The 15,874-nt window shown below is 33.9% G+C and carries 13 protein-coding genes and 4 pseudogenes; 7 read left to right on the forward strand and 10 right to left on the reverse strand.

Annotation, left to right across the window (positions count from 1 at the left end; genetic code table 11):
- Positions 1 to 133: 133 nt before the first annotated feature.
- The 3 genes and pseudogenes from NSS97_RS29315 (at position 134) to NSS97_RS29320 (ending at position 1,319) form a co-directional block, all read left to right on the forward strand.
- A pseudogene (locus NSS97_RS29315) lies at positions 134 to 429 on the forward strand (transposase).
- Positions 430 to 482: 53 nt separating this feature from the next.
- Positions 483 to 770 carry an IS3 family transposase gene (locus NSS97_RS30565; RefSeq protein WP_445285999.1) on the forward strand — a complete coding sequence of 96 codons (288 nt, stop codon included), beginning with the start codon at positions 483 to 485 and terminating at the stop codon, positions 768 to 770.
- Positions 771 to 797: 27 nt separating this feature from the next.
- Positions 798 to 1,319 (forward strand): IS3 family transposase, encoded by a 522-nt coding sequence (locus NSS97_RS29320; RefSeq protein WP_341115109.1) that lies wholly within the window; start codon positions 798 to 800, stop codon positions 1,317 to 1,319.
- 49 nt (positions 1,320 to 1,368) lie between these two features.
- Here NSS97_RS29320 and NSS97_RS29325 read toward each other — a convergent pair.
- From NSS97_RS29325 to cas3, 7 genes and pseudogenes are all read right to left on the reverse strand, one after another.
- Positions 1,369 to 2,103: pseudogene (locus NSS97_RS29325) on the reverse strand (NAD(P)H-dependent flavin oxidoreductase); the annotation flags it as partial.
- A 564-nt stretch (positions 2,104 to 2,667) separates the two neighbouring features.
- On the reverse strand, positions 2,668 to 2,832 hold the full coding sequence (locus NSS97_RS29330) for a hypothetical protein (protein ID WP_341115111.1): 165 nt from the start codon (positions 2,830 to 2,832) through the stop codon (positions 2,668 to 2,670).
- 488 nt (positions 2,833 to 3,320) lie between these two features.
- Positions 3,321 to 3,398, reverse strand: a pseudogene (locus NSS97_RS30570) (CRISPR-associated protein Cas4); the annotation flags it as partial.
- Positions 3,388 to 4,248, reverse strand: coding sequence for a type I-C CRISPR-associated protein Cas7/Csd2 (cas7c, locus tag NSS97_RS29335; protein WP_341115112.1), 861 nt, complete (start codon positions 4,246 to 4,248; stop codon positions 3,388 to 3,390). The pseudogene NSS97_RS30570 and the gene cas7c, both read right to left, overlap by 11 nt.
- Positions 4,249 to 4,250: 2 nt before the next feature.
- Positions 4,251 to 6,164, reverse strand: coding sequence for a type I-C CRISPR-associated protein Cas8c/Csd1 (gene cas8c / locus NSS97_RS29340; protein WP_341115114.1), 1,914 nt, complete (start codon positions 6,162 to 6,164; stop codon positions 4,251 to 4,253).
- A complete protein-coding gene (gene cas5c, locus NSS97_RS29345; RefSeq protein WP_341115115.1) occupies positions 6,165 to 6,884 on the reverse strand; it encodes a type I-C CRISPR-associated protein Cas5c in 720 nt (239 codons plus the stop codon).
- Between the two features lie 208 nt (positions 6,885 to 7,092).
- Complete coding sequence (gene cas3 / locus NSS97_RS29350) at positions 7,093 to 9,522, reverse strand: CRISPR-associated helicase Cas3' (RefSeq protein ID WP_341115117.1); 2,430 nt, start codon at positions 9,520 to 9,522, stop codon at positions 7,093 to 7,095.
- Between the two features lie 216 nt (positions 9,523 to 9,738).
- On the opposite strand from cas3, the gene NSS97_RS29355 reads away from it, so the two are divergent.
- On the forward strand, positions 9,739 to 11,010 hold the full coding sequence (locus NSS97_RS29355; protein ID WP_341115120.1) for a Y-family DNA polymerase: 1,272 nt from the start codon (positions 9,739 to 9,741) through the stop codon (positions 11,008 to 11,010).
- A gap of 15 nt (positions 11,011 to 11,025) precedes the next feature.
- Positions 11,026 to 11,355 (forward strand): YolD-like family protein, encoded by a 330-nt coding sequence (locus tag NSS97_RS29360; protein WP_341115122.1) that lies wholly within the window; start codon positions 11,026 to 11,028, stop codon positions 11,353 to 11,355.
- A 57-nt stretch (positions 11,356 to 11,412) separates the two neighbouring features.
- Here the strand turns inward: NSS97_RS29360 and NSS97_RS29365 are convergent, their stop codons facing one another.
- Positions 11,413 to 12,468 carry a hypothetical protein gene (locus NSS97_RS29365; RefSeq protein WP_341115124.1) on the reverse strand — a complete coding sequence of 352 codons (1,056 nt, stop codon included), beginning with the start codon at positions 12,466 to 12,468 and terminating at the stop codon, positions 11,413 to 11,415.
- Positions 12,469 to 13,608: 1,140 nt separating this feature from the next.
- Between NSS97_RS29365 and NSS97_RS29370 the strand changes: the two are divergent.
- Positions 13,609 to 13,770: pseudogene (locus tag NSS97_RS29370) on the forward strand (IS6 family transposase); the annotation flags it as partial.
- Between the two features lie 71 nt (positions 13,771 to 13,841).
- Here the strand turns inward: NSS97_RS29370 and NSS97_RS29375 are convergent.
- A complete protein-coding gene (locus NSS97_RS29375; RefSeq protein WP_199675895.1) occupies positions 13,842 to 14,276 on the reverse strand; it encodes a sodium:proton symporter in 435 nt (144 codons plus the stop codon).
- Between the two features lie 809 nt (positions 14,277 to 15,085).
- Between NSS97_RS29375 and NSS97_RS29380 the strand changes: the two genes are divergently transcribed.
- The gene (locus NSS97_RS29380) at positions 15,086 to 15,220 is read left to right on the forward strand and encodes a hypothetical protein (protein WP_002192042.1); all 135 of its coding nucleotides are present in this window, start codon (positions 15,086 to 15,088) and stop codon (positions 15,218 to 15,220) included.
- 303 nt (positions 15,221 to 15,523) lie between these two features.
- On the opposite strand, the gene NSS97_RS29385 is transcribed toward NSS97_RS29380, so the two are convergent.
- Complete coding sequence (locus tag NSS97_RS29385; RefSeq protein WP_078177553.1) at positions 15,524 to 15,748, reverse strand: hypothetical protein; 225 nt, start codon at positions 15,746 to 15,748, stop codon at positions 15,524 to 15,526.
- Between the last annotated feature and the right edge of the window lie 126 nt (positions 15,749 to 15,874).

The following is a 15,874-nucleotide window of genomic DNA, read 5'->3' on the forward strand; positions in this document are numbered from 1 at the left end:
CACACGTGGCTTTGAAACATGAAAAGACCGCAAATCTTTCTTGAAAAAGCGCTTTGCAGCCTGATATGATCCCCCTATAGTAGACAGAAAAAAGAAAGCGCATTAATCTGTTTACTATGGAGGTGATTTTTCTATAGGAAAAATTAGAGTAACTTACAATGTAGAATTTAAGAAAAAGCTGTAGATTTACACTTAAAAGAAGGAATGAGCTATAAAACCGTTGCGAAAGAATTAGGTATTCATCACTCGGTTGTAAGCCGTTGGGTGAAGCACTTTGAAGCTGAAGGTATCAAGGGTCTAGAAGAAAAACGTGGGAAAGCGAAAGGGCCAGGTCTAGGTAGACCAAGAACAACACCAGAAGATCCAGAAGCTAAGATTAGACGATTAGAAGCCGAGAATGAAATGTTAAAAAAGCTCTTAGGGATGTAAAAGGAGGCATGCAAGCTATATCCAAAACGAGAAAGTTTGAAGTTATACTTGAGATGTTAGAAAAAGGGTATACGGTTCCCCTATTATGTGCCATTGCTGGTGTAACTAGAAGTGGGTATTACAAGTGGATAAAGCGGCACTTAGTGTCTTCTGAAAAACAACTGGAGGACGCCAAAATCAAGAAAAAGATATTGGAGTGTCATAAAAAACTAAGAGGAATTTATGAATATAGGAGAGTGCAAGTGTGGCTGAAAGTCACATATAACCTTCATTTTAATCATAAGCGCATACAAAGATTGATGAATGAACTAGGCATCAAAGCCGTAATTAGGAAAAAATGACCTTATTACGGAAAAAAAGAGGCATATGTGATTTCAGATAACGATCTAAATAGGGACTTTCAAGCTTCAAAACCGAATGAGAAATGGGTAACGGATATAACCTATTTGATTTTCAATGGACAACGCTTGTACTTATCAGCTATTAAGGATTTGTACAACAATGAAATTGTTGCCTATGAAACCAGTCGTAGAAACGACTTAAAACTTGTGTTAGATACCCTTAAAAAGGCAAAGAAAAAACGAAATGTGAAAGGAATCCTTTTACATAGTGATCAAGGGTCCCAGTATACATCTCGTCAATATAATCAATTACTAAAAAAATATCAGATGAAGGCAAGTATGTCTCGAAAGGGAAACTGTTGGGATAATGCTTGTATGGAAAACTTCTTCAGCCATTTTAAAGCGGAGTGTTTTCATTTAACCTCTTTCCGTAAAGCGAATGAGGTTAAACTTGCCGTACGCAAATATATATTTTTTTATAATCATCAAAGATTTCAAAAGAAATTAAATAACCTGAGTCCATATAAATATAGAACTCAGGTTGCTTAGTTGCGCTTTTTAAATACTGTCTACTCGACAGGGGTCACTGCATTCTAGCTTAAATATAGGCTTTATATTCTGTCATGATATTGTTGATGATCGTTTTGACTGGCAGGATTTCTTTGATTTCATGCACTCTTGCACCGGCAAAAACAAGACCATTCTCACAATCACCTTCCATTGATGTTATCAAAGAATCTAGCGTACAAAAACGATAAGAGCAATTTTTTAGGCAATTAATGCACTTCTTTATTTTCACCTTTTTATCATCAGCTATCAGTTCAGTGAAGTTAGTCCTAATCGCACGACCGTGGAGACCTACAGTTGTTTTGACCAGCATAGTATCTTCCAGCCGAGCATGTACATATTTTTCTTTAAATGATAAAGGTGCGTCACACTCATCACTTGCAACGAACCTCGTCCCCATCTGTACTCCAGAAGCCCCCATACTTAAGGCACGAGCGAGATCTTCTCCGGTCATAATTCCTCCAGCAGCAATTACGGGAATCTTAACCGCTGCAACTACTTCAGGCAATATATCGAATAAAGGTCTTTCGGTACCAAGGTGTCCCCCGGCTTCATGACCTTCTACAACAACTGCAGCTGCACCAAGACGTTCAGATAATTTAGCAAGCTTCGCTGAAGACACAATCGAAATAACGGGTATGTCGGACCCTTTGCCCCAAGTATACATATCTCTTGAAATTCCAGCACCTGATATGATGAAATCAACCTTCTCTTCAATGGCTGCCTTCATTTCTTCAGCAAAATCATTCATGGCGAAAAGAAGGTTCTGGTGCAAACCTCGAATGCTGTCAAAATATACACAAAAATATGAGAGTAATTACGAACATTCAATCTTTACAAAGTATAAAAATACGGATTTTTATATTGATTTCCGAACAACTCATTCTCATGAGAATATAACATTCATGTTGGATTATCTACGTAATCATTTTTGCACCAGAACCGCTTGTACAATATTCCATAAAACTAAACCTTTGTTCATAAATATGGAATTATGTTTTAAAACAAGGCATAGAATAATATAGAGAAAATCAAAAAATATGGAATAATTTTGAGGAATCTAGCATTCATAGTAATAGCTACAAGATGCGGATACGCTGAAATATAATTGCATCTTGTTGCAAAGGATATGATTAAAAAATTAAAAGCTGAAACCTCTTCTGTGAGAAGGGATTCAGCTTTTTTATTTTTATTTGAATAAACGTCGAGAAAATTAGAAAGATGAGCAGGAGAAGGATAAGAGTCGAAATATGAAATGTTATATATCAAGCAGTAGGTATCTCAAATAGGTTTCAATTCACGCACCAACAAGAGGTGCGATCTCTAGTGTTCAAAAAACGTATGGAGCGTTATCTATTTCAATCCCCGCACCTATAAGAGGTGCGACTACTACATTACCAACTAGTTGTGCCTTGCTGTGCATTTCAATCCACGCACCAACAAGAGGTGCGACAGGAATATCAAGAACAATTAGCGCATAAGTATTATATTTCAATCCACGCACCTACAAGAGGTGCGACGTATTGCCGGTGTCTTTTGCGTCCTCTGTTGTTATATTTCAATCCACGTACCTACAAGAGGTGCGACTTGTTTTGGCCCAAGATGTTGAGTTGGTACTAACAATTTCAATCCACGCACCTATAAGAGGTGCGACAAAAGTACAGCAGTACAATTTCAAAAGTGATGTTATTTCAATCCACGCACCTATAAGAGGTGCGACTCGCATCCCAAGAAACAGCAGAATCAGCTTTAGCATTTCAATCCCCGCACCAATAAGAGGTGCGACGAGAGCGGTAATCCTGTACAGCCTTTACCTACATGATTTCAATCCCCGCACCTATAAGAGGTACGACTTACGTTAATGAAAAATGGTATTGGAACACAAATATTTCAATCCCCGCACCCACAAGAGGTGCGACTAAATGTTGGGGCTTCATCGACAACGATCGGATATTTCAATCCCCGCACCAATAAGAGGTGCGACGCCCATTGAGGCGTGCAAAATTGAAAGTGTTGAATACCAGATAACATTAGATAACTATTTTCTTCATTATAGCCCATCAATAATCGCAACTTTTAAGCCATCTAATTCATGTACTAAGATGGTATAGTCATCAATTGTTTTTGGTTCGTCAATGTTCCGCTTAATATCCAGTAAACGGTGTACTTTTGCAGAAGAGTACTGACCAAGTTTTGAATTATGCTCCCACCAACAAACTTTATGTACTTCTATACTTCCTTCAGGACGTGCTGCTGACGCATCATTTTCAAACAATGTAACCAGTGCATTTTTAATTTTTTCCGCATCCTCGTTAGTAAAACCTGTCTTTTCTGCTAATTGTGTATTAATACTGCCATAAAAAACATAGACTCCAAAATCAACACGATGCTTCATCCCCATCGTATCTGAACCTTTATCTTTCCCAGGCTCAGAATTTACACTTTTCGTAATCTGCATACTAGTAATGTCAATCCGATCAACACTAGTTGCCGTATGAATTGAAACAGGTCCTCTTACTCCAACAGAGACACCTTTTCCAGCTCCCCCTTTAAATGCAAAAACTTGTCCAAAGCTCCTTACATCAATCCACTCCTGACATGCGATTGCAGCAAATTGTTCATGAGGATTTTCTTTTGATTTTAACGCTTTGACTAAATCTACATTTGTTTCTGCTCTTTCCCTTAAACTATTAAAATGGTCTACCTTCTTATCATTCGATTGAACAAAAATTGATTCTTCCATATCCTGAAGACGATTTCTAATCTTTCTTTTAATGGCTACATCAGAGATTTCACCATGTCCATCATAATTTTGCCTTGGGCGATTCCCGTTCAAAGGATCTCCATTTGGATTAGCCTTTGTAACTGATAGAACAACTGCAAAATCGACTTTGTGATCTAAAGTTTTCATTTTCAATTCTCCTCTCCATTATTTACTGCATCATTTAGTGAAACATTCTTTTCTTTTTTTTGATACAATTCATGCCGTTGACTATAAAAGCCTAACAAGTATTTTCCAGACAGTGGTTTATTATTGAAATCTTCGATTTTTATTTTTGAGCCAACCTCATCAATTAATTTGTTATAATACCAAACTTTCTCCCCTAAACGTGCTTGATATGGTTGTAGAGCCCCTTGAATTGTCCTCCATGTTCTTTCCGGATGTTGAGAAAAGGAATTCATATATCTTCTAGCATTTGTAGCACGTTGATCACCTGTATTTAAAGAATTTCTTTCCAAAACATCCGCAATTGCAAGAAGACGACCGAATAGATAATCACGATCATTATTTTCCTTATCTAGTACCAATTGATATCCCTCCATTGTATTGATTAATGCACATGTAATGCTTAGTGTTTTTTCCCATTCCCATTTTTCCATTGATAGAGGGTTTGATGCACGCTGCAAGGCACTTCTGACGATGTCGAATGGAATTTTTTTCTCGTCTATAATACAAGGTAGTATACGCTCCATCAAACCTTTAACTACTTTCTCGTTTACTTTTGGCCCATAAGCAGCAAATGCAATATCTTTCGTTGATGGTGCGCCATAAAATGTTACAAATTCATTATCTGTATTTTTACGATAGCGATGTTCCCATACACAAGTAGAATGCCAGTTCTTTAATCTGTCTAAATAAAGATTTTTATCTATATTACGGTAGTAGAGAACTGCTAATCTACCTGTCGTCGCTGAATCAAGCAAGAGAATATTTACATTGCCACTGGACGATAAATTATTTTTATAGCCATCAATCGCCTTAGCAACTTCATTGGCAAATTGCTCATGTGTATAAGACATAATTTCTCGCTTTTTCGTTACTCTTACATCCATTGAAAAAATGTTGTAACTGTCTTCTACAAGATCTGGAATATCTTCCGCATCATTGCCCCAGACAAGAAATACACGTTGATCAACGATTTTTCCTTGCTTGTTAATAAGCCATTTCAATGCATTATGCGCTTTTTGAGATACATGGTAACTGATATTAGCGACATCATTAGCCTTGTGAAATCTACCTCTAAATGTAAATCCACTTGTATCATTTGCAGAAATCAATTTTGCCTTGTCCCCTGCATTTCTGATTTTATTGGCATGTTTGTCTGTACTTGGCATTATTTTTCCTGTCACATAGCAATAATCATCTTTACCCAAAAAATCATTATAAAATTTGATAAAAGAATCGTACATTAAGGGATCTTTCCAGACGTTTGTCAGCATCTCATTCGGAGAATACACATTAAACCTAATAAAAGCACTTTCTTGCTTACCTGTAACCGTTGAAAAAATGGGGGGTTTTTCACCCAAGAATGCCTCAGCCTCTTCATCCCATGCTTCAATCAATTGTCCATTTGCATCAACATACAAAACTTTTTGTTCGACTAAATCTTTTATTAACTGTCTCTTGCTTAAATAATTATAGATACTTTTTACTTTATCTGTAGCGTAGGGAGATTCTGCCCATTTTTTTAATTGTCTTATGTAGGCTGAGAAAGGTTCTTCTTTTTTGATTTTCCCCCCATAGGTAACAAAGTCACCTGCCACATAACTCAATTTATCATGTAATGGATAAGGAGCTACTTTTGAACCGGCTCTGTTTGCGGAGTCTTCAGTACATGGAATTAATGTATTGGCATCAATTTTATCAATAATTTCTGCGGTGTGAAATTCACCATCTTCTGTAATTGAAACTTCGATATGAGCTGTTTGAGTGGTATGAGAAATAGGTAGTAATGTATATTCTTGCCCATTATATTTTTTTTCAATTTTACCGACTCGATCTATGTTAGATTGATACGTCTCGTACAAATTTAATAGCCAACTCATTTATTCACCGCCTACTTCTAATTGTTTTATAAGCTCCTCAACTGATTCAACGTTTGAACGGTCAAAAACCTTTGGCTCCATCTTTGATATTTTACGAACTTGTGTACATTCTTCCGGTCGAATGAATTGAATGATTCCATCTTTTATTACAGGATTCCATAATCGAACTTCCAGTTCATTTCTACCTGTTTCATCTGGATAATTGAGCCCATGAACCATTGTGCCTAAATGAATATCTCCACCATAATTATCATAAAAGCCTTTTCCTTCACCAAAAACACAAGGCTCCACATATCCTTGACATTCTCTCGTTCCTAAAAAAATGTCTCTCCGTCCTCCAACTTTAAGTGAACGCTTTAGGATGTTATGATGCTTAAATTCGTTACGGTCAAAAGCTAAATCTGGTCGATGAGGATTAAAGATAAAATGAGCCTGGACTTGATATCGTACATTCTTTAAATATGTGTAATTTGCGAGTGTATTTCCACCACCATACTCAATTGGACGAATACCTTTTGATTCCATTTTAATCGCATTCATAATTCTTATTTTGTCTACAATCATTAGGAGAGTTGGCTTCCAGTAGATTGATTCCACAATCCCTTTAATAGCTTGATAAGTCGGTACTTGATAAGTTAACTTTTCCCCGCCCAATTTCATTAAGGGATCTGTGAAAAGAGCGTAATCACCAAATACTTCAAATTCAATAGAATTTCTCAAAGATTCTCTCTCCCCTTTGTATTTTCTATATTTTTCTAATAAATTAATGATACCTTTCCTATGTAACGATATCAATAATTTTAAATAATATATTATACTAAAATTATGAATTCTATTAGAGATATTATAATAAATCTTCGCTATTATTAGTGTGGACTGAAAGATATAGTATATGATTTAAAAACCTATCTCAAACAAAGATAGGTTTTTAAAATATTGCTGTCTTAAAATCGCTCTCATTATGAACATTCAAACCATATTCATTATTATAAGCACTTTCCTTCAAAGCTAAAATCTTTCCATCAAGATAGTATACAAGTCCATCGTTTTTAATTAATTGTTCTTTTTCATAGTTGAATAAATTAACTGTATACTGCTGTGCCTTTCGTAATAATCGACTTAGATCCTCAATGGAATTACTGCCATTTAATTCGGCGATAATATCCTTTCCTTCTTCATATGGAACAATAACTGAAGTGGTTAGATTATCAATGACGTTGAAATGTTCGGCTGCTGTTCGGTAGCTATTTACAATAAATAATGGAATTTCCTTTTTGGCGTGTTTATGAAGATATGCTTGACGATAGCTATTTTCTATTCTTGGCGCAGATAATAGCTCTGTCATGTTCCTTTTAAGTTTCGGAATAAAGTATTTTAGATCAGATTCAAATTCTGTATAATATTCTTTAAAATATCTTTTCATAGCCTCTCTTGATAAAATATGACCACCGTGACTTTTGTTGTTACGCTTCAAATCCGTAAGAATTTTTTTCGTAATTTTCTTTCCTATTTTAATCTCCTTTAAACGACTTAGGTTTTCCTCTTCATAATCAATCACGTAAACATCCTGTATGCCCTTTTCTCCATGACGATTACACCTTCCCGCAGCTTGTGCTATAGAGTCTAACCCAGATAAGGATCGAATAACACACTCAAAACTCACATCTACACCAGCTTCGATTAACTGTGTGCTGATGCAAATGATTTTTTTTCCATCATTGAGGCGCTTCCTAATCTCTTCTAAAATTTTATGCCGATGGGCTGCACACATTGTTGTGCTTAAGTGGTAAATCGGAATATTTAATTCTTGACTATGTAATCGTGTATATAAATCTCTCACAACTGATTTTGTATTTAAGATAATTAGGATACTTTGTACTTCCTCAATTTTGGTCTGTATAAATGCTGAGAGTTTATTATTATTAAACGTTTCATTAGTTGCTTTATCAATGATTTCGACTCTTTTAAATGATTCAATTACATAATCGAGATTATTAATCATTTCAGAATCTGTATTTATATCTAACTTCTGTTCTACAAAGTCCAAAGCGGGTTGAGTGGCAGTACAGAGAACCAGACTGGAACAACTATATATTTTTAAAAAATTCAATGCTTGATTAAATAATGAAACGCATGAAATGGGAACTTTTTGTACTTCATCAAAAATAATAATTGCATCACTTAGATTATGAAGCCTTCTAGTGTTTCGACTGCCTTTTGCGTAAAACACATTTAGAAACTGGACCATGGTTGTAAAAATAATGGGCGAATCCCAATTATCTTTAGCTAGTTTTAATTTTTGTTGTACGTTAATAATACCGTCTTCACTTTCATCATTATCATTCACTTCTTCAACTATATTGGAATGATGTTCTAAAATATTTGCTTCATCTTCTAAGATTTTTCGAACTTCTTCCGCATTTTGCTCAATAATTGTTGTGTAAGGTACAACATAAATAATTCGTTTTTTATTATGGATTTTGGCGTGTTTTAGTGCATATCTTAAACTTGCTAATGTTTTACCACCACCAGTTGGAATAGATAATGTATATATTCCTGAGGGCCTCTCAGCAAATTGATCACACTGATCTGACATCTCTGCTCTTAGAATATTAATGGGGTTATTTGCATTCTGCTGTTTCTTAAATGAATTGATTTTTATCATGAGCCTTTCGTAGTATTTATTGAATAATTCGTCAGAATTTATTACGGATTCTATACTTTTTTCTTCTTCAAATAGTCGGGTGTTTGTTCTATCGGCATCTATTAATGTACTAAAGATAAATTTAGTTAAAAACATTAATTGTTTTTCAGCATTTTCGGGGGATTCTTTAAGTAAAAAACTGTCTAGTTCTACAGTGGCTTTGTCAACATACTCATGAAAATCTATTTCGCTCATAACATATTTAAAAAAGAATTGCTTTGTCATATCAAATTCACTCAATTCTTTATCTCGCACTCGATTTAAATAGGCAGATTCTAAATCAGGGTTTAAAAAATCTTGAAGGTACCCATGGTGAGAAATAATGGCATTTCCTACGATTTCAGCTATTATCCCTTTATAAGGAATAATATTTTCCGTATGGAAGAATTGATATAAAAGTTTTCCACCTGCAGTTGAATGATCAACACTTCCTCTTTTGGATGGAGATTCAGGGTTATTTACTGCTTCTAATATGTATGTTCTAAATCCATTGGTGTATTTACCCAAATCATGGAGCATACCTGCTAAACCAGCTAAGTGTTTTATCCCGATTTTTTCTCCATAGGTTTCAGCTAGTTCTTTTACACCTAACAAATGCTCTTCGACAGTTTGTACCTGCTTGTCACTTTCGCGGATGTGAGCAATGTAGTTCATTCTTTTCCCTCCAATATATAGCTTTAAAAAGTCGCCCATTTTACCATTTTATCATGTAAAGAGATAAACAGGACTTAAGCATGAGATGTTGATCTTCGTTATTAAGCCACGCCTTAATAATTTCACGTACCAAAATTTTTAATTAAAAAATGTTTGTATAAACCAAAACAAAAGGCTTATAATAAGAACAAACGTTCTGTTTTTGGGGGTAAAATGATGTTTGATTACTCAAAATGCATGAATCGAATGATTTTTTGCATAGACCTTTGTTCATTTTTTGCGAGTTGTGCATGTGTTATGAGAGGTTTAGATCCACTGAAAGTAAAATTAGCTGTCGTTGGGGATGTGAATAGAAATGGATCTATTGTGTTGGCTGCGACTCCTGAACTTAAAAAATTAGGTATTTCTACAGCAACCAGATTATACGAAATACCAAGAGATCCAAATATAATTGTCGTAAATGCAACAATGAGAAGATATGTTGAAATTTCAAATCAAATTACGGAAATTTATACAAAATATGTAGCGCTTGAAGATCTACACGTTTATTCAATAGATGAGTGCTTTCTAGACATTCAACAAACAGCGCATCTTTTCGGGCGTGATCCAATTGTAATTGCTAAAAGAATTCAAAAAGAGATATATGATACAACGGGTATAACTGCATCTATCGGAATTGCACCTAACCTATTTCTCTCCAAAGTTGCTTTAGATGTGGAAAGTAAACATTCAGACTCTAGGATTGCTATATGGACATACGAAGATGTTTCAAAGAAATTATGGGAAATCAAACCCCTTCAAAAAGTATGGGGAATTGGTACGGCGACTCAGGAAGCTTTACACAGTATGGGACTATATTCCTTAAAGAATGTTGCAAAAACGCCTAAAGAACATCTAATAAAGCGATTTGGTAAAGTAAAAGGTGAAGAGTTAAATCGCTTCTCATATGGTATTGATGAGAGCCGGATCGCTAATAAATACATTCCGAAAAGTACTTCTATTACAAAAGGACAAATCTTGTTAGAGGACTGTTTCAGCCCAACTAAATTAAAGTTACTCCTTCTAGAACAAATTGAGGAGACTTGTTTTCGATTACGATCTATAGATAAATGTTGTCGTACGGTTGAGCTTTCTATAGGCTATAGCAAATACATTGGTGGAGGATTTAAACGAGCAATTACCTTGGATCAACCAACTTGCTTAACGGAAGATGTCTATGCCGCTTGTTTAGACTTACTGAAAAAATTTCATTCGGGTCATCCAGTGCGCCAAATACACATTACACTAAAGAATTTGACCAGGGATGATGCAATTCAAATGTCATTGTTCGAAGATACTTCCCAAAAAGATACTAAAAGGAAATTAGCAAAAACAATGGATAGTATACGGCATAAACATGGTAAGAATTCAATCATGAGAGGTATTAGCTACATTAAAGGGGCTACACAAAGGGATAGAAACGGAAAAATAGGTGGACATAAATCATAAGGAGGAATAAAGATCATGGTTGATAGAGGTATGATGCGATGGGTCCCGTTTTCAGCAATAAAAGAACAGTTTGAAGGATTAAATGAATTGTATGAAAAACAAAATGAAGTACCGATGCCTATTTTAGATGAACAAAAATTAGAACTTATAAATGAAATTGTTTGTTGTGCACTTGCTGAAAATAAGCAAGTAAGTATTTCATACCAAAAACAGAACAAGATATATTCCGAAGTGGGTTATATTCATTACTACGACATGATTTGTAATGAATTAAGAATTAGGAACCAATATGATAATGTACGATATATAAAAGTTAATCATGTAACAGATATAAAATATACATAATACTGAAAAATATTAAAAAAGCCCTATCAGGACAGAGCTTTTCCTTTTTAAATTACATTATGTAAAAACTTTCGACTCTTTTAACTGGTTGTATGCTGTTATAAACCTTTGCAAAGCTAATTCGGGCTTGTGTTCACGATAATTTACCACGATGTAACTGCAACCCATTTCTTTAGCAAATACCTCTTTGCGTAAATCATTACGTTTCTCATCTTCAAATGTTTTATGGCTACGATGATGGAATATTTTTACTTCTTCGTAATGTTGTTGTCCATGTACCTCTACAATAGTTTTTTCAACTGGTAAATAGAAATCATACGCTTTGTTGTTGTTTGGAAACTTATATTGATGTATATACTCTATTCCGTTAGCATCTAGATATTCCCGTATTGCTCTCTCACCTTTGGATTCCCTACATATTGGACAGCGTTGTCCTTGTTTATACGAAGAAGGTTGCATCCAATGTGGATCATGCCCACATTTAAAGTCTATTAGAGCTTTTGTATCCGTATTTATATACTCGCTTAACAGTTCGTGCCCATTTTCTTTCATCAATTTTCTTAATTCTTCTTCTGCTTGTTTTTTGTCTTTCCCTGAGCATGTCATACACCTTGTTTTGGCGGAAGTAAAAGCATTAGGTTTTGTATAAAAAATATGCCCTTTATCACATTCCAGTTTAACCTTAATAAGCGCATTTTTATAGCTATCTAACAATGTATAGCCTGCTTCTTCAACTTCTTTATAAAAATTCTCTCTAGCTTGGTCAGAAGAGTTACCACTACATTTAGGACAGCGAAACCCCGTTTTATAGTTAAAAGGCTTTATCCAATGCGGTTCATGCTCACAATTAAAGTCAATTAATACATGAATTTGGGCTGTTTTATATTCGCTTAAAAGTGTGTGACCATTACCTTCTAATAGTCGTTTTAACTCTTCCTCTGCTTGTACTGAAGATGTCCCACCGCACCTTGCACCTCCGTACCCATTCTTGTAGTCGTTCGGTGTTATCCAATGGGGGACATGACCGCAATCAAAGTCAATTAAAATTTTGGTCGAATTATTCACATACTCACTTAAAAGCTTATGCCCATCTTCTTTTAATTTGGTAACCAAACTATCTAAAGCGCTTTGAATTTGTAAATTGTAACTACCATCTTTTTTGTATAGCCAAACCGAATCAGCTACCTTAATCTCTTTATAGGGGTCACCATATCATTTTAAGAAAATTGTACGCTAAGGAATTTATAAAGGTTGTTGAGGATTAATAAACGTTTACAAATGTTTTATGACATGTTTATAAACGTTACAAACCTTGATTTTATAAGGTTCAAGGTTATGTCCGTAAAGGTATACCTTTATAAACGATCGTTTACTTTCTCTATTTTTGAATGGGGATCTTCTTTTTTGATAGGGTTAGGCTCTCTACATTGGGAACACATCAATTTCTTTGGGTAATATAGTTTTGAGGGATTACATTTAACCAATTTACAATCCTTACGTCCTTTGTATATAAAAGAGGTGACTTATTCTTAACAGAGTAAAATCTGGCTGTTTCTTGTCTACATTTGCTTAGCTTGTTTTTTTCGAAATGCTGGGGTACTCCTAGTATGGCAAAAGTTTAATTTATTAAACATTAAGAATAATTAGTATAAAATCTATCAATTTACTATATATGTAATTTATGTAAGTATTGTTATAAAGACATTTTTTAAAACTTTCCCCTAATAAAGTTTTGAAAGAGTTGTCTCATGTAAATATTCTCCATGTTGTAAATATGCAAAGAAAAGAGAATCCAAATGGATTCTCTTTTCTTTGTAACAAATATAATTAAAATCAATATTAATATAATTGAATTTTAAAATACCAGTAATCTTTCCTCCCTATTATTAGAGTAGGGGGTGAAGAGTATGTTCAATTGGACAACACCGGGTGAAGTAATAGTTGGCATATTACTTTTAGGAGAAATAGCAATTGCAACTAGATACACAATTAATCAGATACAATAAAGTATCTATAAAATTAGGTGCTTTTTTCTTTGTTGTATAAAAATTACACATTAAACGTGAATTTGAACTAAATGGACATTCGGTTAGACAACACTCCTTAAAATAACCTTAATTTAACTATAGATTTAATAATATCTGAAAACTGAATGGTATAATTTTCTAAAAAGATTTAAATAAAGTTTATATTAGAAAAAGGGGGAGAGAGAAAATTTTTCAGAAACTCAAGTTTTATTCAATGAGCGTTTTAATTAGTTCAATATTAGGATTCAAGTCTTATGAAACGGCCACTTTTATATTGAGTGGCGTTGAAGCCATGCATATGATGAAAAAAGGACAACTTCACCCGCAGGTGAAGTCTGCTCAAAATGAAGTTGGATTCATACATAAGTTGTTTGGAATTGCTGCTTAAGACTAGATTCCACTAGGAAACTTTTCGCCTCTTTATATCTTTCCTAAGTATTTGCACCAGAACCATTCAACTTATATCCATATTAGATCTTCTGGGGAAAGCTTTTTAACAATTAAGCCCCTTCTTCCCTTATTTATAATTTTTAAATTAAACCGTCCTCTATAGTATACTGAAGGTGTGGTGTTTTCTGATGGGGTATGCCGTAAAATCAAAAGGGATTTAACCTCTTCTATCTTCTTTTCAGAATAACTTTCACCATTAGGGAATTCTATTATTCCTAATCTAATCTTTATTTCGCTTGCATCAAACAGCCACTCCTTATGGAGTTCCCTTATCTTTTGTATAAAGTGTCCTTGGGCTTTTCCTATATAGAGAAATGTTTCTTTTCCAGCACATACTCTAAAGATTGCAAATATTCCTTTCTTAAAAGCTTCTTCTCTATTATAAAAATCATTAAAACTATACGATCCATACCATTTAATATGTACTGTTTCTATTAATTCCACCTCATTTTTCGGCAACTATATTACTTCGGAATATTTTATTTATTCGAAATTCATAGTCCTATTTACATGCATTAGAAGTTGCGCTTTTTTATAATACATTTTAATATTAAGAACTTCAATAATGAATATGTACATATCTTCAAGCATGTAAAGATTTATAGCCTGCACTAAGTTGTCAGAACTGTACAGAACGAAATCATCTATATGGGGTCACCATACATGCCCATCAACTTATAAAAAATTAATAGAAGTTGCATCTATATTGAGAAATTTATTACAAAATTAGCTATAAATGATTCAAAACCCGAAAGTAAACTTTTATCTAAAAGTTTACTTTCATATTTATAATAAATAAAAAGCACTTTTTAATGTTTTAAAAGTGCTTTAACTTGATGTTGTTGTGACGGAACCTCAAGTATGTAGAAATTAAAAAAAGTCCCTTCATAATGCTAAAGGAACTTTGCTCACACAAATGATAATTTTTATAAATAATTGCGGGATAATGAACTTACATTACTGCTTTTAAAAGTTCTTGTACAAATGGAATGATTCCACCTACAAATTTTAAAACTGCCATTGCGATTGCCATAGTATTTCCTCCTCTTTTGTTGTTGCTAAGATGTTATTTATCTTTATGCTTTTATTATAGTAAGCACTTATAATTATATCAATATATTTTCATATGCAATATTGCATATAGGGCAATGTTATACATTTAGACAAAAATTAGACCTCTATTAGTCATTCTTTAATGGTACCATAGCGAGGTGAGAGTCTTTAAGGGTTCTCCTTAATAGGAGGAAACGAATATGGAAAGAGTGCAAGCGATTATTGACAGTAATCTGAAATTCAAGAGCTGGGTTAAACAGGTACTAGCTATAGGCGGAATATTAGGTTTCTTCTACTTGGTGTTATATGTTTTATGTTTCTTATTTGTTATGTAAATATATACAACTATACTAGTGAAGCCTTACCTACAGAGGTAAGGCTCTTTTGTTGTATCTAAGGTGAATTTTTTGGAGGTACTCCAAAATATTAGGTTGATGGGCATGTTGTGCTATTCCTATCACTGAAAGTAAACTTCTATTCAAAAGTTTGTATTCGAGAAAAGTAAAAAAAGAGTCCTATTAATTTAGGACTCTTTTTGGTTTTAGGGTAGTTTTTAAGTCGATGGGGATGTGGTGCTACCTCTAATATACAATTTTATTTCAATTAAGCCTCCCATCCCCAAACAATGTGCAGAGGAGCTAAGAACAACACATTATAGCCTTGTTAAAGGCATCTTCAGGGATATATACTTTGTTGTTTTTAACTTTATATGGAATATTATTTCTTTCAAGTATATTTGTATCAACAGACTTTACTGTATCACCCCATTGTATGTATTTGTCGCTGTATCCTTTTGAATACCAAAATACAACAAAAAGAATTAAAAAGCCTAAAAATAAAAATACTATTCTCTTCTTTCCCATTTTTACACCTCTTTATTAATAATACATATATACATGATTTATAAAAGTAAAATTAACTTGATGAACATTGGTGCTATTCCTTTAAGTGAATACAAACAAATATTAGTTCTGGTGCAAAAACTTTGA

It is taken from the genome of Bacillus sp. FSL R12-0074 (genome assembly GCF_038005725.1).
Taxonomy (GTDB): Bacteria; Bacillota; Bacilli; order Bacillales; family Bacillaceae_G; genus Bacillus_A; species Bacillus_A mycoides.